Annotated in this window: 19 protein-coding genes; 10 read left to right on the top strand and 9 right to left on the bottom strand. The window is 70.6% G+C overall.

Annotated features, from left to right (window positions below; translation table 11 throughout):
• Positions 1–195: 195 nt before the first annotated feature.
• Positions 196–1,626, top strand: a complete 1,431-nt coding sequence (locus FXO23_RS19730; protein WP_158886980.1) for a gamma-aminobutyraldehyde dehydrogenase — start codon at positions 196–198, stop codon at positions 1,624–1,626.
• A 27-nt stretch (positions 1,627–1,653) separates the two neighbouring features.
• On the opposite strand, the gene FXO23_RS19725 is transcribed toward FXO23_RS19730, so the two are convergent.
• Positions 1,654–1,890 (bottom strand): hypothetical protein, encoded by a 237-nt coding sequence (locus FXO23_RS19725; protein ID WP_158886837.1) that lies wholly within the window; start codon positions 1,888–1,890, stop codon positions 1,654–1,656.
• Positions 1,891–2,422: 532 nt separating this feature from the next.
• Here FXO23_RS19725 and FXO23_RS19720 point away from each other — a divergent pair.
• Positions 2,423–3,538, top strand: a complete 1,116-nt coding sequence (locus FXO23_RS19720) for an alpha/beta hydrolase family protein (RefSeq protein ID WP_158886836.1) — start codon at positions 2,423–2,425, stop codon at positions 3,536–3,538.
• Positions 3,539–3,605: 67 nt separating this feature from the next.
• Positions 3,606–4,229: a TetR/AcrR family transcriptional regulator gene (locus FXO23_RS19715; RefSeq protein WP_158886835.1), complete on the top strand. Its 624-nt coding sequence runs from the start codon at positions 3,606–3,608 to the stop codon at positions 4,227–4,229.
• On the opposite strand, the gene FXO23_RS19710 is transcribed toward FXO23_RS19715, so the two are convergent.
• Positions 4,161–5,102: an alpha/beta hydrolase gene (locus FXO23_RS19710; RefSeq protein WP_218952095.1), complete on the bottom strand. Its 942-nt coding sequence runs from the start codon at positions 5,100–5,102 to the stop codon at positions 4,161–4,163. The genes FXO23_RS19715 and FXO23_RS19710 overlap by 69 nt on opposite strands.
• A 142-nt stretch (positions 5,103–5,244) precedes the next feature.
• Here FXO23_RS19710 and FXO23_RS19705 point away from each other — a divergent pair, with 142 nt between their 5' ends.
• Complete coding sequence (locus tag FXO23_RS19705; RefSeq protein WP_158886833.1) at positions 5,245–6,006, top strand: IclR family transcriptional regulator; 762 nt, start codon at positions 5,245–5,247, stop codon at positions 6,004–6,006.
• A gap of 50 nt (positions 6,007–6,056) precedes the next feature.
• Positions 6,057–6,539, top strand: a complete 483-nt coding sequence (locus FXO23_RS19700; RefSeq protein ID WP_158886832.1) for an Lrp/AsnC family transcriptional regulator — start codon at positions 6,057–6,059, stop codon at positions 6,537–6,539.
• On the opposite strand, the gene FXO23_RS19695 is transcribed toward FXO23_RS19700, so the two are convergent.
• The 6 genes from FXO23_RS19695 to FXO23_RS19670 all read right to left on the bottom strand — a co-directional run bounded on the left by FXO23_RS19695 (position 6,536) and on the right by FXO23_RS19670 (position 11,467).
• Complete coding sequence (locus tag FXO23_RS19695) at positions 6,536–6,775, bottom strand: hypothetical protein (RefSeq protein WP_158886831.1); 240 nt, start codon at positions 6,773–6,775, stop codon at positions 6,536–6,538. The genes FXO23_RS19700 and FXO23_RS19695 overlap by 4 nt on opposite strands.
• Complete coding sequence (locus tag FXO23_RS19690; RefSeq protein WP_158886830.1) at positions 6,772–7,116, bottom strand: hypothetical protein; 345 nt, start codon at positions 7,114–7,116, stop codon at positions 6,772–6,774. The genes FXO23_RS19695 and FXO23_RS19690 overlap by 4 nt, the downstream gene beginning before the upstream one ends.
• Positions 7,113–8,660 carry an amidase gene (locus FXO23_RS19685; protein ID WP_158886829.1) on the bottom strand — a complete coding sequence of 516 codons (1,548 nt, stop codon included), beginning with the start codon at positions 8,658–8,660 and terminating at the stop codon, positions 7,113–7,115. Before FXO23_RS19685 ends, FXO23_RS19690 begins: the two co-directional genes overlap by 4 nt.
• Positions 8,661–8,734: 74 nt before the next feature.
• Positions 8,735–10,201: a substrate-binding protein gene (locus tag FXO23_RS19680; RefSeq protein WP_246257583.1), complete on the bottom strand. Its 1,467-nt coding sequence runs from the start codon at positions 10,199–10,201 to the stop codon at positions 8,735–8,737.
• A gap of 12 nt (positions 10,202–10,213) precedes the next feature.
• A complete protein-coding gene (locus FXO23_RS19675) occupies positions 10,214–10,561 on the bottom strand; it encodes an ArsR/SmtB family transcription factor (RefSeq protein ID WP_158886827.1) in 348 nt (115 codons plus the stop codon).
• Positions 10,562–10,603: 42 nt separating this feature from the next.
• The gene (locus FXO23_RS19670; RefSeq protein WP_158886826.1) at positions 10,604–11,467 is read right to left on the bottom strand and encodes an alpha/beta fold hydrolase; all 864 of its coding nucleotides are present in this window, start codon (positions 11,465–11,467) and stop codon (positions 10,604–10,606) included.
• A gap of 92 nt (positions 11,468–11,559) precedes the next feature.
• Between FXO23_RS19670 and FXO23_RS19665 the strand changes: the two genes are divergently transcribed.
• The 3 genes from FXO23_RS19665 to FXO23_RS19655 all read left to right on the top strand — a co-directional run bounded on the left by FXO23_RS19665 (position 11,560) and on the right by FXO23_RS19655 (position 15,219).
• A complete protein-coding gene (locus FXO23_RS19665) occupies positions 11,560–12,156 on the top strand; it encodes a TetR/AcrR family transcriptional regulator (protein ID WP_158886825.1) in 597 nt (198 codons plus the stop codon).
• Between the two features lie 108 nt (positions 12,157–12,264).
• Positions 12,265–12,957 carry an RNA polymerase sigma factor gene (locus tag FXO23_RS19660; protein ID WP_158886824.1) on the top strand — a complete coding sequence of 231 codons (693 nt, stop codon included), beginning with the start codon at positions 12,265–12,267 and terminating at the stop codon, positions 12,955–12,957.
• A gap of 225 nt (positions 12,958–13,182) precedes the next feature.
• On the top strand, positions 13,183–15,219 hold the full coding sequence (locus FXO23_RS19655) for a serine protease (RefSeq protein WP_158886823.1): 2,037 nt from the start codon (positions 13,183–13,185) through the stop codon (positions 15,217–15,219).
• Here FXO23_RS19655 and FXO23_RS19650 read toward each other — a convergent pair.
• Positions 15,216–15,863, bottom strand: a complete 648-nt coding sequence (locus tag FXO23_RS19650) for a hypothetical protein (protein WP_158886822.1) — start codon at positions 15,861–15,863, stop codon at positions 15,216–15,218. The genes FXO23_RS19655 and FXO23_RS19650 overlap by 4 nt on opposite strands.
• 351 nt (positions 15,864–16,214) lie before the next feature.
• On the opposite strand from FXO23_RS19650, the gene FXO23_RS19645 reads away from it, so the two are divergent.
• Both FXO23_RS19645 and FXO23_RS19640 read left to right on the top strand, forming a co-directional pair.
• The gene (locus tag FXO23_RS19645) at positions 16,215–16,841 is read left to right on the top strand and encodes a TetR/AcrR family transcriptional regulator (protein WP_246257569.1); all 627 of its coding nucleotides are present in this window, start codon (positions 16,215–16,217) and stop codon (positions 16,839–16,841) included.
• Between the two features lie 98 nt (positions 16,842–16,939).
• The gene (locus FXO23_RS19640) at positions 16,940–18,469 is read left to right on the top strand and encodes an MDR family MFS transporter (RefSeq protein ID WP_158886978.1); all 1,530 of its coding nucleotides are present in this window, start codon (positions 16,940–16,942) and stop codon (positions 18,467–18,469) included.
• Positions 18,470–18,473 lie beyond the last annotated feature (4 nt).

Raw genomic sequence — 18,473 nt, 5'->3', positions numbered from 1 at the left:
GACCGAATGGCGAACAGGCGACATTACCGCCGCACCCGACGGGGTCGACACCCTGCGTGACCAACTCGTTCGCCAACGTACACACTCACCCCCGTCGCATGCTTCGCGAAAAGCACCGTCAGGCGCAGCTCTTGCCATTGATCTAGTTGTCTTGCACTATTCACACGACGGTTTTCGTTGCGTGAAGGGTGCATGATGGCGGCAAAGCGCAAGCTGTACAACCTCGTCGACGGGCAGCCGACGCCGGCGCGGGACGGCCGGGAGCTCGAGGTGGTCGATCCGGTGACCGAGGAGGTCACCGCGACCGCCCCGCTGTCCGGCCAGGCCGACGTGGACGCCGCGCTCGACGCGGCCTCCCGCGCCTTCCCGGCCTGGCGCCGGACCACGCCCGCCGAACGGCAGCTCGCGTTGCTGCGCATCGCCGACGCCGTCGAGGCGCGCGCCGCGGAACTCGTCGACGCCGAATGCGCGGACACCGGCAAGCCGCGGGCGCTGACCGAAACCGAGGAACTGCCGCCCTGCGTCGACCAGCTCCGGTTCTTCGCCGGGGCGGCGCGGGTGCTGGAGGGCAGGTCCGCGGGCGAGTACCTGGCGGGCCACACGTCGTTCGTGCGGCGCGAACCGGTCGGAGTCTGCGCCCAGGTCACGCCCTGGAACTACCCGCTGATGATGGCGGTCTGGAAGATCGCACCCGCGCTCGCGGCCGGGAACACGGTTGTCCTCAAACCCTCGGACACCACGCCGTCCTCCACCGTGCTGCTCGCCGAGATCTGCGCGGAACACCTGCCGCCGGGCGTGCTCAACGTGCTCTGCGGCGACCGGGACACCGGCCGCGCGCTCGTCGAACATCCGCGCCCGGACCTGGTGGCGATCACCGGTTCGGTCCGCGCCGGCCGGGAGGTGGCCGGTTCGGCCGCCGCGGGTCTCAAGCGCACCCACCTGGAACTGGGCGGCAAAGCGCCGGTCGTGGTGTTCGCCGACGCGGACCTCGACGCGGCGGCCGAAGGCATCGCCGCGGCGGGCTATTTCAACGCGGGCCAGGACTGCACCGCGGCGACCCGGGTGCTGGTCGCCGCGGACGCGCACGACGAGTTCGTCGCGGCCCTAACGGCCCGCGCCCGGGCGACGAAGACCGGCGGCCCCGAACTGCCGGACGCCGACTACGGCCCGCTGAACAACGCGAACCAGTTCGCCCGGGTCAGCGGGTTCATCGAGCGGCTGCCGGAGCACGCGACCGTCCACACGGGAGGATCACGCGTCGGCGAGCGCGGTTACTTCTACGCGCCCACGGTGGTTTCCGGCGTCCGGCAGGACGACGAGGTGATCCAGCAGGAGATCTTCGGGCCGGTGATCACGGTGCAGGAGTTCACCGGCGAAGCCGAGGCGATCGCGCTGGCCAACGGCGTCGAGTACGGGCTCGCGTCCTCGGTCTGGACCAGCGACCACGCGACCGCGATGCGGATGTCGGCCGAACTGGACTTCGGCTGCGTCTGGCTCAACACGCACATCCCAATGGTCGCGGAGATGCCGCACGGCGGGTTCAAGCACTCCGGCCACGGCAAGGACCTGTCGATGTACGGGCTGGAGGACTACACCCGCATCAAGCACGTGATGAGCGCCTGGTAGCCATTCCGGTCCCGCCCGCGCGGGGCTTCAGCAGTTCGGCATGGTGGCCTGGTTGGTTCCGGTATCGACGGCCACATCCGGTACGAAGCCCTGGTCGATCCGGTTCCAGAGGCTGCTGGTGAAGCCGTCCGGCCGCTGCACCACGTCGCCCTGCGCGGTGCACCGGATCCACACCGAGGTCCCGTTCGCTAGCTCGCCGAGAATCGGCGCGCTCAGCGAGGGGTACTGGAAGACCCGCGCGGTCAGGCCCGGTGGCGCCTGCACCACACCGACCGAACCCGGTTCCGAACCCCGGTGCGGCGAGGCGATCGGCTGGGGCGTGGCGCCCGGGGCGATCGGGCTGCTGGGCGAGGGCGGCAGCGGATTGAAGCGCTCGCCCGAAGGTTTGCTCGTCTCTCCAGCACCGCGAGCCCGATCGCGACGAAAACCAGCACCGCACCGACCAGGAAACAGGGAACCCGGATCGCCTTGCCGACAACCGGCATCACCGAACCGGAAAACGTGAACCCACCACCGATCAACGCGACCAGAATCAGGACGACCCCGGCCAGCCCCAGCACGACCGCGAGCGTGACCATCCCGAATCTCCTTGGGGTGCGGGCGAAAATACCGCTACGCCCCCAAGTCGCCCGGTCGCCACCGCACGTTACCCGCCATCCGGGTGGCCTTCCCCGCCGCGCGGTTGGCGAATTCCCCTACCGTGGCCGAATTCCGCCGAGATCGTGCGCGGATCTCAGGGCCTGTCTCCGGGTGTTTCCCGATGTTCCGCCTCCGCTGCCCCGGGCACAGTCGAGGCATGCGAAAGCTTCGTGCCAAGTCGGCCGTCGCGGTCACCGCGCTCTGCCTGCTTGCCTTGTCCACGCCCACCGCCGCCGCGGCGACGGCGGGTCTGTCACTGCCCGCGCCGACCGGGCGGGACGCGGTCGGGCGGACCACGTTCGCCCTCACCGACCGCGATCGTGCCGACCCGTGGGTGCCCGAGGCCGGGCCGCGACGACTCATGGTCACCGTGTACTACCCGGCGGTGCGGGGCACCGGCAGCCGCGCTCCCTACCTGGACCCGGCCGAGGCCACCGCATTCGTGGACTTCGCCCAGCTCGGCCCACGGTTCACCGCGGAACGGCTGGTCAACACCCGGACCTGGTCGCGTACCGGCGCCCGCCCACTGCCCGGCCGGCGCCCGCTCGTGCTGCTCTCGCCCGGCTTCACCTTCCCCCGCCACTCGCTCACCGCCCTGGCCGAGGATCTCGCCTCCCGCGGCTACCTTGCCGCCACCGTCGACCACGCTTTCGAGTCCGTCGCCGCGAAGTTCCCGGGTGGAGTGCTGCCCTGCGCGGCCTGCGAGCTACCCGGCAAGATCGGCCACGCCCCGATCGCGCTCAACCGGGGCCTCGACCTGTCCTTCGTGCTCGGCGAACTCCGCCACCACCCGCTGGTCGACCAGCACCACGTGGCCGTCGTGGGGCACTCCATGGGCGGGGACGCCGCGGCCACCGCGATGCGCGCCGACCCTCGCGTCGACGCCGGGGTCAACCTCGACGGGCCGATGCTGCCGCCTGATCCGCTCGACCGCCCGTTCCTCCTGTTCGGCAGCGGCGAATACCACCATCCGGACGGCAGTTCCGACCCGTCCTGGGATGCCGTGTGGCCCCGCATGTCCGGCTGGAAGCGCCGACTGACCGCCCCCGCCGCCGACCACAACTTCTGCACCGACCTGAACCTGCTCGTCCAGCAGGCCGGTGTCGGCCAGCCGATGCCGCTCGATCCGGCCCGCGGCATCCAGCTGGCCCGCACCTACGTCGCCGCATTCGTCGACCAGCACCTGCGCGGCATCCCCCAGCGACTGCTCACCGGCCCAGCACCCGAGTTCCCGGAGATCGTCTTTCACCACGACCGGCGACCACCGCCCTAGCCGCCCAGGTCCAAGATTGCGCACACGCAAATATGCGTGTACGCAACCCCGCCGATAAGCTGGGATCATGAACGCGAAGGAGAGCGGTGGGCTGCGCGAACGCAAGAAGATCGCCACCCGCGAGGCGCTCAGCGCGGCGGCGTTGCGGCTCGCCCTGGAGCGCGGCCCGGAAAACGTCCGGGTCGACGACATCGCCGAGGCCGCCGGGGTCTCGCCGCGGACCTACAACAACTACTTCTCCAGCCGCGAGCAGGCGATCGTGGCCGCGGTCCTGGCGGAACGCGCGTTGCGGATCGGTGCGGCGCTGCGGGCCCGGCCGGTCGGCGAGCCGCTGGCCGAGGCCGTCATCGAGGCGCTGGTCGAACAGTACGGCGCGGACGGCGAACCACCCGGCGACCTGCTCACGCTGATCACGTCGTCCCCGGGGCTGCGGGCGGAGTTCGTCGACATGGCCGCCGCCATCGATCAGCCGCTCGCGGCGGCGATCGCGGCCCGCACCGGTAGCGACGACGACTTCGCGACCGCGGTGCTCGCGGCCGCGGTTTCGGCTGCCGCCCGCGTGGCCCTCGAGCGCTGGGTGCGCCCCGCGGGGGACGGTCTGCTCGTCGTTCCCCGGGGCTCGCTAGCCGACATCCTGCGGGAGGCGCTCGCGCACGTGGCGCCCGCCCTGCGGGCGGCCGATCCCGGATAGCGCCCGGCCGAAGAACGTGTCCAGCAGGTCGACCAGGTACCGGAAGGTCGGGTGCTCGTCGTGCATCCACTCGGTGTGGCCGACGCCTTCGAGCAGTTCCAGCCGTTTGGGCTCGTTCGCGTGCGCGTACAGCGAAAGCGCCTCCTCGGGCGGGTGCAACCGGTTCTGGGCGCCGTGCACGAGCAGCAGCGGACGCGGGGCGAGCTGGGCCGCCACGCGCTCGGGGCGGAACCGCAGCAGCAGGTCGCCGGATTCCAGGCTCACCCCCGAGCCGAAGCCGGGCGCCCGGTAGAGCTCGGCGTTCACGTAGCCGTCGGTCCGCGCGTCCCGGTCCAGGCGCACGATGTCCCACGGTGAGGTGATTTCCGAACGGCCGAACTCCGCGCGGCGGCCGCGGTCCCCCTCGATCCGCTGGAGCAGGCGGCGCCACGAGCCTTCGTCGTGCATACCGCGGGTCACCCGCGTGCCGTCGCCGATGCCGTTCACCGCGGCGATCCCGGCGACGCGGGGATCCTCGGCCGCCTCGGCGACCACCACTCCCCCGCCCAGGCCCCAGCCGAGCAGCAGGATCTCGCCGACGAGCGGGGTCGCGTCCAACCGGTCGACCGCGGCGCGCACGTCGGCCACCCAGTCCTGCGGGGCGAGCCGCCCCCGTTCCCCTTCACTCGCCCCGAAGCCCCGGTAGTCGAACGCCAGCACCGCGTAGCCGCGCGGGGTCAGCGCGCGGGCGAACCGTTCCGGGTGAATCACCTTCAGGCCCTGAAATCCGGACGCGACCACCACGACCGGGTATCCCGAACCGGATCCCGGCAGGTGCAGATCCGCGTCGATGCGGTACCCGTCGCTGAAGAACGGCAGTGCCTCGACAGTCACCCAAGCCTCCTTTTCGTTGCCACCCAACAGACACTGCGACTCCCGGGAAACCAGGGCAATCGCCGTTGCGGGCGGGGCACCGCCGCGGTGCGTCACGAGCATCGCGGTTGCCGGGATCCGCGGGCGGGGTAAGGGTGGGCGGATGGCAACCGAAGGGCTTTCCAGTGTGCAGCGGGCCATCAGCATCCTGGCCGCACTCAGCGACGAGACACTGGACCGGACCGGGGTGGTGCAGATCGCCCGCCACCTCGACAAGGAGAAGAGCCAGATCTCGCGCATCCTCAAGGTTCTCGACGAGAACGGGCTCGTCGAACGCGACCCGGAAACCCTGGAATACCGGCTCGGCTGGCGCCTGTTCACCCTCGCCGACCGGGCGAGCGACCGGCGCTTGCTCGCCGCCGCGCCGGGCGCGCTGCGCGAGCTGGTCGCGCAGGTGCACGAACGCGCGCATCTCAGCGTCCGCAACGCGAACCAGGCGTTGACCGTGACCTCGGAGAACCCGCTGCGCGCGGTGCAGGCGGGCGGGTGGATCGGCCGCACCACCCCGTTGCACTGCACCTCCGCCGGCCGCGCGCTGCTGTTCGACGCGCCGGAGGAGGAGGTGATCGAGCTGTTCGAGCGGCGCAGCCGGGAAGCGGGCCCGAACGCACCGCACACCGCGCAGGACTGCCTCAACCGGTTGCGCAAAGCACGTCAGCTCGGCTACGCGCTCGCCGACGAGGAACTCGAAGCCGGGCTGGTCGGCGCGGCCGCCCCGGTGCGCAACTTCACCGGGGTGATCGTCGCCGCGGTCAACGTGTCCGCCCCCAAGTACCGGACCGGGCGCAGCCTCCCGGCGATCGGGCGGGCGGTGGCGGCCACCGCGCGGCAGCTGTCAGAACTGCTGCACGGCACGCCACGTTAACGGTCTTCCAACGCCGCCCCGGTTGCCGGGGTGCTCGGCGGCGGGGGATCATGCCCGGTGTGACCAGGAACGATTCCGCGAACGCCGTCGCACTCGATGACGTGTCCAAGCAGATCATCGAGCAGCTCCAGCAGGACGGCCGCCGTTCCTACTCGGCGATCGGCAAGGCGGTCGGCCTGTCCGAGGCCGCGATCCGGCAGCGGGTGCAGCGGCTGACCGATTCCGGCGTGATGCAGATCGTGGCGGTCACCGATCCGGCCCAGGTCGGCCTGTTCCGGCACGCCATGATCGGCTTGAAGGTGACCGGGGACGTGGAGAAGGTCGCCGACCAGCTCACCACGCTCGACGAGGTCGCGTACGCGGTGATCTGCGCGGGATCGTTCGACCTCATCTGCGAGGTCGTCGTGGCCGACGACGAGCACCTGCTCGAAGTGGTGTCCAAACGGATCCGCGCCATCGACGGGATCGAGTCGACCGAGACCCTGATCTACCTCAAACTGGTGAAGCAGTCCTACCAGTGGGGGACGCGCTAGCCGCCACGCGTCGAGGCGCCGATCGCGGCGATGATGTGGTCGACGCAGTCCTGGCACAGCGAACCGTGCGGATGCGGCATCTTCGCCGCGCTCGGCACGATATGACCGCAGACCGCCATGTGCAGGCCGTGCCAGCGGCGGGCCGCCCATTCCGCGCCCTTCGGCGGGAACGCGTGGCGCATCGCGTCGTACCCGGACTGGCACCACAACACGTCCAGGGTCTGCGCCGGTTTCACCGCACGACTCCCGAACTCCGGGTGGCGAGGCCGAACAAGCGGCTGAAGAACCCGGCCTTGCGGTGCCGCGCCGATCCGGGCACGAGCACCAGCTGGTGTCCACGGAGGACGGACAGGCAGTCCCGGCAAACCGGTCCGGGCGGCGCGGTCGCGGGGGCGATGTCCACGACGTGGTCGCAGATCGCGCGGTACTGGCCGGGCAGCAGCGGATTCGCGAAGTCCTCGTCGGTGACGGCGTGATCCTTGCCGTCACTCGTGCTCCGGAACCACGTGGTGTACAGCCGCTCCCCGCCGACCACCGCTTTCCCCGCTTCCACTGTCGAACCGACCTCCGTCCTCATGCGACACCCGACCCGGTATCCGGAGGTGCGGGGAAGCCGCCGACGAGGTTCTCGAAGGCGTGCGCGACCCGCAGCGGCGTCGCGTCGTCGAAGCGTCTGCCGATCAGCATGAGGCCCACCGGCAGCCCTTCGGTCAGCCCGGCCGGAATCGTCGTCGCGGGATGGCCGGTGACGTTGAACGGCGCGGTGTTGGGCGCCATCCCCAGCGCCCGCACCACCGACGTCTCCGGATCCGCGTCCGGGGGCACCAGCGGCGTGGCCGGATACGGCGAGGTCGGCATGACGAGCACGTCGAACCGTTCCAGCGCCTCGTCGTACGCCGCGCGCAGGGAATCCACCAGGTTCCGGGCCATCGCGTAGTGGCGGCCCTGCATCCTGGTGAGGCTGTACCGCCCCAGCATCGCCACGTTCTTGACGGTGTCGGAGAACTCCTGGGCGCGGGTCACCCGGTTCGCGCCGTAGTGCGCGATCAGCTCCGGGTCGTAGGCGCCGTCGTAGTTCATGCCGTAGCCGTTGCCTTCGAGCATCTGGAACGCGGCGCCGTCGGTGACGATGACGTTCCACAGGTGCAGGCCGTTCCGGTGCCAGGGCACCTGAACCTCGGAGACGAGCAGGCCCGCGGCGCCCAGCCGCGCCGCGGCCGCCCGCACGATCTTGTCCACGTCCGGATCCGAGAGGCCGGGCAGGCCGAAGCCTTCGGCGACCACGCCCACCCGCAGCCCCGCGACGTCCCGGTCCAGTTCGCCCAGGTAGTCCTGCGGTTCCAGCACGGTCGGCTGGCGCGGATCCCGCCCGTCCCGCCCGGCGAGCACGGACAGCATGAGCGCCGCGTCGTGGACGGTGGCGGTGATCGGGCCGAGGTGATCGAGCGTCGATTCGATCGGGAACGCGCCGGTGTAGGGAATCAGGCCGTGGGTCGGTTTGTGCCCGACGATCCCGCAGAACGCCCCGGGCACCCGGATCGAACCGCCCTGGTCCGCGCCGAGCGCGAGGTCCACCTCGCGGTTGGCGACGAGCGCGCTGCAGCCGCTGGACGATCCGCCGGAGGTGCGCGCCGGGTCCCACGGGTTGCGCACCGGACCGGTGGCGGAGGTGTGGCTCGCCCCGGACAGGCACAGGTTCTCGCACACCGCCTTGCCCACGATCGTCGCGCCGGCCTCGAGCAGCCAGGTGACGGCCGTGGCGTCGGCGCGGGGAACGTAGCCCTCGACCGCGGTCGAGCCGTTCATCAACGGGAGCCCGGCGACGTTGATGTTGTCCTTGATCACCACGCGCTTCCCGGCCAGCGGACCGGTTTTCTCGCCGTGGATCTCGGTGTGGACGTACCACGCGCCGTACGGGTTCGCCGCGGGATCGGCGAAGGTGTACTCGCGGGCCGGCGGCGTCGGCGCCTGCGCGGTGTAGAGCTCTTCGACCAGGTCGTACGAGCCGAGTGAATTTTCAACGAGGCGAGCGAACGAGTCCATGTCCTCGTCGCTCACCCGGAATCCGAAGTGTTCGGCGCAGGCGGCGAGTTCTTCCCGGGTGGGGCGCTCGGCGGGCACGCGGCCTCCTGACGCTCGTCGTTCTATGAAGATCAGATCGTAGGGAAGCGGGAAAAACGCGTCAACGGGTGTCGTCAGATTGACGGGTTGTGTCGGGGAATTACACCCGATGAGCGTGCGGGGTCGAGCACCTTGAAGCCGCCCGGGCTCGCCTCGGCGAGGTGCAGCTGTTGCCGGAACGCGTGCGGCCCGGCGAGTTCGACCTCGCCGCGGGGCAGATCGGCGCGCAGCCGGTGCAGTTCCCGGACCACCTGCGCGGAGTCGTCCCCGCGGACCGCGCGCACCGCGGCGGCGTAGAGGTGGACCGCCGCGTACGTCGATTCGGCCATCGACGACACCGGCGGCGCCCAGCGGCCGAAGCTCCGGCGGTACTCGGCGAGGAACTCCTTGTTGCGCTGGGAGGGCAGTTGCTGGAAGTACCCGAGCGAGGTCCACAGGCCCGCCGCCGCGCGGTCGCCCATCCGTTCCCGGGTCGATTCGTCGAGCAGCAGGGACAACGTCCGGCAGCGGTCCCGCAACCCCATCGCCAGGCTCTGCCGCTGGAAGGCGACCTCGTCCGCCCCGGCGAGGGTGGACAGCACCAGATCGGCCCCGGACTTCTCGATCCGTTCGATGATCGGCGCGAAATCCCTTGTCCCCAAAGGAACATAGTGCTCGTCCACGACGTCGTTGCCGGACTCGGCGAGCACGCCGCGCGCCGCGTGGTGCGCCCCGTGCGACCACGAGTAGTCGTCCCCGATGAAGAACCAGTTCCGGCCGCCGGTCTCCTTCATCAGGCGACCGGCCGCCGCGCGCACCTGGTCGCCGGGCCGCTCCCCGAGCCGGAAGACGTGCCCCGGCCCGGCGCCGCCCTCGTTGATCACCGCGTGCACCAAGGGAATCCCGGTGTTCCCGACCGCGTGCTGGATCCCGGTGAAGGTGGCCGAGGTGGCGCTCGCGATCAGCACGCGGCAGCCCATGCGGCGCAGGCGCCGCGCCTCCATCGCGCCGACCTGGGGATCGGTCGCGTCGTCGGCGACGAACAGCCGGACCGGGCGGCCGAGGATGCCGCCGTCGGCGTTGATCTCGTTCACCGCCATCTCCGCGAGGTGGTCGCAGGCGATGGTGGACACGGCCGCCGGCCCGGACAGGCTGGTGATCAACCCGATCCGGTGCGTGCCGTCGGACGGCGGTTCCGGCGCGGGCCACCCGGCGCGCCGGGCAAGCCATTCGATGCCCCCGTCCTCCACGTGCGCGGTCAGCCGGACCCGGGTGGCGCGCGGGCCCGCGGATTCGAAGACCATCCGCAACCGGCCCCGCCACGGCTGGTCGTGCGAAACCACGATCTGGCGGTTGGGGACCAGACCGGCGATGCGGCCCAGGACTTGGACGGTCTCCCGGCGGCCACCGCGCCCGAGGGGGAGGTTCATCGTCACTACCGACCCCAGGGTCAGCAGATCGCATTCGGCGTCGAACAGCCAGCCCGCTCCGGCGTCGGTTCCGAAGAGGTCGAACACCTCTTCCGGCGCCGCCCCGATCGACTCCTCGGCGGCGAGAACCACCGATCCCAAGCGCTACCCCGCCCTTCGGCCAGACTCCCCCGATTCGGAGCGGACACCCGCTTCCGCGGTCGATTTCAGATCCTTCAGCGAAGACTGGAACAAGTCTTGCAGGAATTCCAGCGCGTCTCGAGCGGGACCCGCCGAATTCAGGGCGTAGAAACGGTTCCGGCCCTCTTTGCGTTCGACGACCACCCCGGAGGTGCGCAGGACCCGCAGGTGACTGGAAACCGTGGTGCGGCCAACCCGGTCGATGTTGCGCGCGATCTCACCGGCGCTGCATTCGCCGTGCTGGGAAAGCACCGACAGGATCTCCCGGCGCACCTCGTCGGCGAGGGCGTCGAAGGCCAGGTTGGCGTCCATCCGGACACGATAGCAGTCGATCTCCCTCCGGTGGAGCCAAGATCATCCCGCTTGGGCGGCCCAGTGCCGCCGCAACAGCGCCACCAGTTCGCTGGCGCGCTCGTCGGGGAAGAACAGCTTCCCGCCCTCGATCTCGGCCACCTCGGTGACCCCGGGAATCGTGTCGCGGAGCCAGTACGCCCAGCGCGTCTCGAAGAACTGGTCGCCGGTGCCCCAGGCGATCAGCGTCGGCACTTCCAGTTTCGCCAGCTCGGGCTCGACGGCCAGGAGGTCCTCGCCCTTCAGCGAGGTGAGGAACCGCTCGAACTCGCGGGCGCGCTCGGGCGTGCGGTAGAGCGGTTCGAGGTATTCGCGGATCGTCGCCACGTCGAGCCGGTCCGGGTGTTCGTACCCGGCGCCGATGGCCGGCCGGCCCAGTTCGAAGTTCGCCGTGATCCGCGGCGCCAGCGCGGCGATCCGGCCGCGCTCGGCCAGTTCGACGGTCGGCCGGAACGCCTCGGGCGGCAGGTTGTCGTGGGCGTCGCAGTTGGTCAGGGCGAAGGTGCGCAGCAGATCAGGGCGACGAGTGGCGAAAACCTGCGCGACCGCGCCTCCGGTGTCGTTGGCGACCAGGTCGAAACCGGTCAGCTCGAGCGCTTCGCAGCAGGCTTCGACCACCGCGGCCAGGCCGGGCAACGAGAAGTCCTGCCCCGGCCGGGCGGGGCTGGCGCCGTGCAGCGGCAGGTCCAGCGCGACGCAGCGCCGCTCGCCGCGCAGCGCGCCGAGGACGTTGCGCCACAGGTAGGCGCCGGTGCCGACGCCGTGCACGAACAGGGCGACCGGCCCGGACCCGGTGTCGACGTACCCGATCTCGCCCAGTTCCGTCTCCACCCGGCCGCGGCACGCGGCGAATTCGGCGCGGTCCATGATGCTCCTCGCAGACGACTACGTTACATACCGACTGTCGGTTCATAGTTCTAGACCGACAGTCGGTATGTCAACCGTGCGGAAGGGCGCCCATGAACAAACGGGTCGAGCGCGGCCGGGCCACCCGTGAACAACTGATCGCGATCGGGACCCGGCTGTTCGCCGAACGCGGCTACGAGGACACGTCGATCGAGGCGGTCATCCACGAATCCGGCGTGAGCCGGGGCGCCATCTACCACCACTTCGCGGGCAAGGAGGGCCTCTTCGAAGCCGTGCTCGAGGATCTCGGCGCGAAGACCGACGCGGAACTGGCGACGGTCGCGCGAGCCGAACGGGATCCGGTGGCGTCCCTGCGCGCCGGGTGCCTGGCCTGGCTCCGGCTGGCGGGCGACCCGGTCGTGCAGCGCGTCATGCTGATCGACGCCCCCTCGGTCCTCGGCTGGCAACGCTGGCGCGCACTCGACGAGAAGCAGATCCTGGGCCGGATCAAGGCCGCCCTCCGCGCGGTCGCGAGCGCGGGCCGGATCCCCGCCGAGTTCGCCGTCCCGTTCGCGCACATGCTGCTCGCCTCGCTCACCGAAGCCGCGCTGCTCATCGCGCGCGCCGATGATCCGGAAACGGCGGCCCGCACCAGCGAGGCCGCGGTCGAAGAGTTCCTCGATCGCCTCCTCGGCGGTAACCTTCCGTGAAGCACGAAGAACTTCCCGTGTTTCCCCAACTATTTACCACCCGTACCCGTCTGACTCGATATGACCGCGACATTCAGGGACGCCGCCGCGCGTCAGGGGAGGCCTGTGTTGAACGAACTCGATGACGAGCCGCCACCGGAAGAACAATTGCCGGACTGGCTGGTCGGTTTGTTGCGCGCTTTCGATCCGCGGTGGCTGGCGGGCGCCGCGCGGATCGCGGCGGACCAGTCCGCGCGCTCGGGGATCGTGCGGATCGCCCGGGATCCCGGCACCGAGCTGTACCTGCGTGTCCAGCAGTACTACACGGAAAACCGCGCCACCTTGGTGAAGGAGGCGCGCCGGTACCTGCACTCCCCCGAGGACGTCAGCGAGGTCGTCCAGGAAGTGATGCGCAAAGTGCTGACCAGGCTTCCGGAATTGCGCGATCCCGAGGCGCTCGGCGCATATTTGCGCACCGCGGTCCGAAATGAGTCCCGAACGCGGGTCGGCCAGGAGATCCGGCACCGGGAAATGCGTTTTGTCGCGGCTTCCCCGGAGACCGAACTCGACACGCTGATCCCCGACGACCGCCCGTCCCTGGAGGACCGCGTGGTCCAGAACCTCGTGATGGCGCGGGCGCTGGCCCAGCTGTCCCCGCGGGAACGGGACGTGATGCTGCTGGTCGACCGCGACGGCTACACCCTCTCCGACGCCGCCGGTCACCTGGGCATCGCGGTCGGCACCGCGAAACGCTGCCGCTGGAACGCGCATCGCAAACTCCGCAGGAACGAGGCGATCCGGCAATTGCGTCCAGTTGCCTGACGCGCGTGTGGCGAGAGACGTGGGTGTCCGCTCGAGGTGACCCGGCGCGCGCTTGGGCCGAAGGCCCCGGATTTGCGGAGGCGGGCCGCTGACCTGCTCCAGGTGCGGGGCCTGCGCAAGTCACGGCCTGGCTACGCGAATCCGGACGCGCGCACAGTCAACACCGCGTGACCGCGGACCGGTAATCTGCCCGACGGACACTCCCAGGGGAGAGGGATTGCCGTTATGCGAGACCGGTCGCAGTACGACCACGGCCCGATGGGCCAGTCGATCGCCCGGATTGTGGACGCTTCGGCGCGCGTGGCCGGTGCGGGATTCCTCATCGGCCCCACCCGGGTGGCGACCTGCGCGCACGTGGTGACCGCGGCGCTGGGCGGGGACCCCGAGCAGCGCCGCGCGCCGACCGGCCTGCTGTCGGTCGACTTCCCGCTCGCCGGCGAGCTCGAACCCGCCCGGATTTCCGCGCGGGTGCGGGAATGGTCGCCCATCCGGCCCAACGGCACCGGTGACGTCGCGGTGCTCGAACTCGTCGAGCCGCCCCCGGTTCCGGCGCGCGTGCCGCCGCTGCGGCGGGCGGAACGGCCGTGGGGCCACGAGTTCCGGGTCCTCGGTTTCCCCGACGGCATGCGGGACGGGGTGTGGGCGTGCGGCGAGTTCCGCGACAAGCAGGGCACCCGCTGGATCCAGTTGCACGGCGCGCCGAACGGGCAGGCGATCGTCGAGGGATTCAGCGGTTCCCCGGTGTGGGACGCGGACGTCAACGCCGTGGTCGGCATGACCGTCGCCGCCGACCGCGGCCTGCTCGCGGCGACCGCCTACCTCATCCCGATCGAGGACGTGCTCGGGATCGATCCCGAGTTGCTGCCGAATCCGTACCGCGGGCTGAAGTACTTCGACGAACGGCATGCCGCGTTCTTCTACGGCCGCGAAGACGACATCGTGCGGCTCGTCGACGCCGTCGAGCGGCGGCCGCTGGTCGCCGTGCTCGGCGATTCCGGTACCGGCAAATCCTCGCTGGTGCGCGCGGGCCTGCTGCCCCGCCTGCGCGCGAGCGGCGCGCGGATCGCCGAGTTCCGCCCCGCCCCGAACGCCGCGGGGAGGGTCTCGTTCGCCGTCGCGCTCGCGCTGCTGCTCTATCCCGAACTCGAGCCCGCCGAACAGCTCCAGCAGGCGGATGCGCTCGATGCGTTGCGGCGCACGGGTTCCCTGACGATCCGGTCGCTGGCCGCCGAACTCGCCGAGCGGGCCGGTGACACCAGCCCCGTGCTGTTCCTCGACCAGTTCGAGGAGTTCGCCGCCAACGACCGGACCGCGGCCCGGGAACTGATGCGCCTGCTGATCGCGCTGATCGAGGCGGAAAGCGAGTTCCGGCCGCTGCGGGTGATCTTCACCCTGCGCTGGCAGGCGCTCGGCGATCTGCTCACGCCGGAGACCGCCGGGTCGACCGACGCGGCGATCGTCTCGGTCGCCCCGATGAACCGGACCCAGCTGCGCGACGCGATCGTCGGCCCGACCGCGCACGCCCCCGGCCTGTACTTCGAACCCGGGCTCGTGGAACGGATCCTGGACGACGCGGGCACCGAACCCGGCCAGCTCCCCCTGGTCGAATCGCTGCTCACCGAACTGTGGGAACAGCGCGCGGGTGGTTACCTGACCACCGAGGCCTATGCCCGGCTCGGCGGGGTGACCGGCGCGGTGACCCAGGCGGCGGAACGGATCCTCGCCGGTTTCCCCGGCTTGGCGGACGGCGAGCGGCTGCGGCGGCTGTTCACCATGCTCGCGCGGCCCGCCGGAACCAGTTTCGCCCGCCGCGCGGTGGCCCTCGACGAGCTGCCCCCGGACATCCGCGTGCTGGTCGACCGGCTGGCCCGCGGCCGCTTGCTGGTCCTCGGGCAAGGCGTCGACGGGCGCCCGATCGTCGAACTCGCCCACCAGGCCCTGATCGACCACTGGCCGCGGCTGCGCACCCTGCTCGAGTCGGACCTGGAATTCCTGCGCTGGCGCGAATACCTGGACCAGCAGATCGTCCGGTGGGAAGCGTCGGGGCGGCACCGGGACCTGCTGCCCCACGGGACGGTGCTGGCCGACGCCCGGCGCTGGCTCGCGCTCCGCGGCGCGGACCATTCCGCGCTCCAGCACGAGTTCGTCGGCCGGGGCCGCGCCGCCCGGAACCGAAGACGCGCGCTCGCGGTCGTGCTGATCGTGCTGGGGATCGTGGCGACCTCGCTGATCACCGTCCTGCTGGTCCAGTCCTCGCGTTAGGGGTCGAGCAGCGCGTCCCGGACGACGAGTTCCGAACTCCACGAGGCCGGCCGGTCACGCCACGAGCGGACCTCCCACGAACGGATGCTCAGCACCCGCGATCCCCCCGAGCCGGTCCGGTGGATCTCCCGGGAGTGGAAGGTGAGCCGCAGCGCCTCGCCGCTCGCGGTCAGCAGCGGCAGGGGCGGGGCCGGCAGATCGGTGCCGCCGAACTCCCGGGTCAGCTGCCGCGGCACGGTGATCACGTCGACCCAGGCCGAGGTCCACGGGTGGTAGCGCGCGAGCACCTCGCCGTAGGCGACCGGATCGAGGCCGTCGTGCAATCGCTTGCCGAGGGTGGCCACGACCGGCTTCTTGTACAGTGGCAGGGCCTGGCCGTCCCGTTGCACGGCCACGACGAAGGTCTCCGGCGCGCCGGCCGGCGGCCGGTCGGTCCGTTCCGCGACGACCAGGGTGCGGATCCAGGGCTCGCTGCCCAGGCGCAGGAACTTCGGCCGCACCCGGACCACGTACTCCGCCTGGTTCGTCTCGACGGTGAGTTCCTCGCCGCCGGGGGTTTGGACCGCCCGGCGCACGGCCTCGTCGCCGAACGCGATGTGCTGATCGAAGAGTTCCCGCACCTCGTCGGCACTGACCATCTGCACTGTTCCCTCCTCACGCGAACCGCTGTTCGTATCGCGCACCTCTACTGACTGGTGAAGATCGCGAATGGTTGGGGGCGCGCTCGCCTGAGTTCCCTCTCCGCGCTGGGGTTCTTAGCGTGACGCCATGTTCATCGGACGGCGGGAGGAACTGGAGCGCGGCGAACTCCGCGCGGCCGGTGGCTCGTCGGCGACGTGCTGACCGAGCGGGAACGCCACCTGTACAAGGTGTTTCCCAAGCTCGGCGGGTCCGCCCGGGGTCGGTTGCGCGCGCTGTTCACCACCGGCTCCCGGTAACCGATTTCACACACTGCAATTTTGCAGTCTGTGAAAGCACCTGGCTACAGTGGCCTCATGACCCAGACCGGTCAGCCCATGGGCCTGCGCGAACGCAAGCGGTTCGAGACGCACCGCGCGCTCTCGTCCACCGCCGTGCGCCTGGTCGCCGCACGCGGTCTGGATCACGTGACCGTCGAGGACATCAGCGCCGAGGTCGGGGTTTCCGCCCGGACCTTCTTCAACTACTTCGCGAGCAAGGAAGACGCGGTGCTGATCCCGTACCCGGATCACGCCGAACGCGCCGAGCGGACCGCCGGCCGGGTCATCGACGCGCCCGCGGAACTGACGGCGTTGCGGGCGTTCATGTCGGCGCTGCGCGAGGACATCGAGGTCATCGAGAACGACCGCGAAGAGTGGCTGATGCGCATGTCGGTGCTGGAGAAGCACCCCGGCCTGATCTCGCGCATCATCGTCGCCCAAGCCGACGCCGAGCGCACGATCATCGCGGCGATCGCCCGCCGGGTGGGACTCGATCCCGTGGACGACTTCTACCCGGCGCTGCTGTATTCCGTGGTCGGCGGGGCCCTGCAAGCGGCGATCCGGCGCTGGTACCTGCGCGAAGGGCGCCAGCCGCTGGCCGCGCTCGTGGAATCGGCGGTCGACGCCGTGGCACACGGCCTGCCCGAACCGCACCAGCACTGAAGTTTCGCGTCCACAGGCGAAAATCGAACGAAGGGGAATCCGTGTCTGTTTCATCCGAAACGGCGAGTAGCCCGGACTCCGGGGGCGCACCGGCGGCGATGGGCCGGCGGCAGGTGCTCGAGGCGCTGTCCGGCCTGATGATGGGGATGTTCGTCGCCATTCTCGCCTCGACCGTGGTCGCCAACGCGTTGCCGCGGATCATTTCCGAACTCGGCGGCTCGCAGGCCTCCTACACCTGGGTGGTCACCACCGAACTCCTCGCGATGACCGCGACGGTTCCGCTGTGGGGCAAGCTTTCCGACCTCTACAACAAGAAGCTGCTCATCCAGCTCTCGCTCGGCTTGTTCGTGGTCGGTTCCCTGGTCGCCGGATTCGCGGGCGACATCGGGGTGCTGATCGCGAGCCGGGTCGCCCAGGGCGTCGGCGCGGGCGGCCTCACCGCGCTCGCCCAGGTGATCATGGCGGCGATCGTGTCACCGCGCGAACTGGGCAAGTACTCCGGCCTGTTCGGCGGCATCTTCGCGGTCGGCACGGTGGCCGGGCCGCTGATCGGCGGGCTGCTGGTGGACACGTCGTGGCTGGGCTGGCGGTGGTGCTTCTTCCTCGGGGTGCCGCTGGCGATCGCCGCGATCGTCCTGCTGCAGCGCACCCTGAACCTGCCCACCGTGCGCCGCGACGTCCACGTCGACTACCTCGGCGCGTTCCTGATCATGGCCGGGGTGTCGACGCTGCTGGTGTGGTCCTCGCTGGCCGGTCACCAGTTCGCCTGGGGCTCGTGGTGGACGGCCGGGCTGGTCTCCACCGGGCTGATCGTCCTCGCGCTCGCGATCTTCGTCGAATCGCGGGTGCGGGAACCGGTGCTGCCGCTCGGCATCTTCCGCAATCGGACGATCACCCTGACCACGATCGCCAGCTTCCTGGTCGGTACCGCGATGTTCGGCGGCACCGTCTTCCTTTCCCAGTACTTCCAGCTGTCCCTGGGCAAGACGCCCACGGTCGCCGGGCTGATGAGCCTGCCGATGATCCTCGGGCTGCTGGCCTCGTCGACCATTTCCGGTCAGCTGATCAGCCGGACCGGGGTCTGGCGGGCGCACCTGCTGCTCGGCGGGGTGCTGATGGTGGTCGGGCTCGGCCTGCTCGGCACGATCGACGCGCACACGAACGTGCTGCTGCTGAGCGGGTACATGGTGGTGCTCGGGATCGGCATCGGCTTGCTGATGCAGAACCTGGTGCTGGTGGCGCAGAACGACGTGCCGGCGCGCGACCTCGGCGCGGCGACCTCGGTGCTGTCGTTCTTCCGCAGCCTCGGCGCTTCGATCGGGGTGAGCGCGCTCGGGGCGGTGCTGGCCAACCGGGTCACCGAGTTGACGGTGGCCGGGCTCGGACCGGCGGCCGCCGCCGGTTCCGGCGGTTCGGCGCAGGAGGTGCCCAACCTCGCGGCGCTCCCGGAGCCGGTGGTGAACGTGATCCGCGAGGCCTACGGCACGGCGACGAGCGATCTCTTCCTGATCAGTGCCCCGATCGCGGTGCTCGTCGTGGTGGTGATCGCGTTCGTCAAGCAGATCCCGTTGAAGACGCAGAGCGGCACCGAGCGGCTCGCCGAGGAGGGCGTGACCCTGGCGCACTGAGCGC

It is taken from the genome of Amycolatopsis anabasis, from assembly GCF_009765355.1.
Classification (GTDB): domain Bacteria; phylum Actinomycetota; class Actinomycetes; order Mycobacteriales; family Pseudonocardiaceae; genus Amycolatopsis; species Amycolatopsis anabasis.
The sequence above is the reverse complement of the archived record's forward strand: the minus strand, read 5'-3'. Positions and strand labels throughout refer to the sequence as shown.

What these genes read in the sequence shown, in the direction of transcription:
- FXO23_RS19730 (WP_158886980.1), top strand. Translation starts at nt 196, where the DNA reads ATGGCGGCAAAGCGCAAGCTGTACAACCTCGTCGACGGGCAGCCGACG.
- FXO23_RS19720 (WP_158886836.1), top strand. Translation starts at nt 2,423, where the DNA reads ATGCGAAAGCTTCGTGCCAAGTCGGCCGTCGCGGTCACCGCGCTCTGC.
- FXO23_RS19715 (WP_158886835.1), top strand. Translation starts at nt 3,606, where the DNA reads ATGAACGCGAAGGAGAGCGGTGGGCTGCGCGAACGCAAGAAGATCGCC.
- FXO23_RS19705 (WP_158886833.1), top strand. Translation starts at nt 5,245, where the DNA reads ATGGCAACCGAAGGGCTTTCCAGTGTGCAGCGGGCCATCAGCATCCTG.
- FXO23_RS19700 (WP_158886832.1), top strand. Translation starts at nt 6,057, where the DNA reads ATGCCCGGTGTGACCAGGAACGATTCCGCGAACGCCGTCGCACTCGAT.
- FXO23_RS19690 (WP_158886830.1), bottom strand. Translation starts at nt 7,116, where the DNA reads ATGAGGACGGAGGTCGGTTCGACAGTGGAAGCGGGGAAAGCGGTGGTC.
- FXO23_RS19675 (WP_158886827.1), bottom strand. Translation starts at nt 10,561, where the DNA reads ATGGACGCCAACCTGGCCTTCGACGCCCTCGCCGACGAGGTGCGCCGG.
- FXO23_RS19670 (WP_158886826.1), bottom strand. Translation starts at nt 11,467, where the DNA reads ATGGACCGCGCCGAATTCGCCGCGTGCCGCGGCCGGGTGGAGACGGAA.
- FXO23_RS19665 (WP_158886825.1), top strand. Translation starts at nt 11,560, where the DNA reads ATGAACAAACGGGTCGAGCGCGGCCGGGCCACCCGTGAACAACTGATC.
- FXO23_RS19655 (WP_158886823.1), top strand. Translation starts at nt 13,183, where the DNA reads ATGCGAGACCGGTCGCAGTACGACCACGGCCCGATGGGCCAGTCGATC.
- FXO23_RS19645 (WP_246257569.1), top strand. Translation starts at nt 16,215, where the DNA reads ATGACCCAGACCGGTCAGCCCATGGGCCTGCGCGAACGCAAGCGGTTC.
- FXO23_RS19640 (WP_158886978.1), top strand. Translation starts at nt 16,940, where the DNA reads ATGGGCCGGCGGCAGGTGCTCGAGGCGCTGTCCGGCCTGATGATGGGG.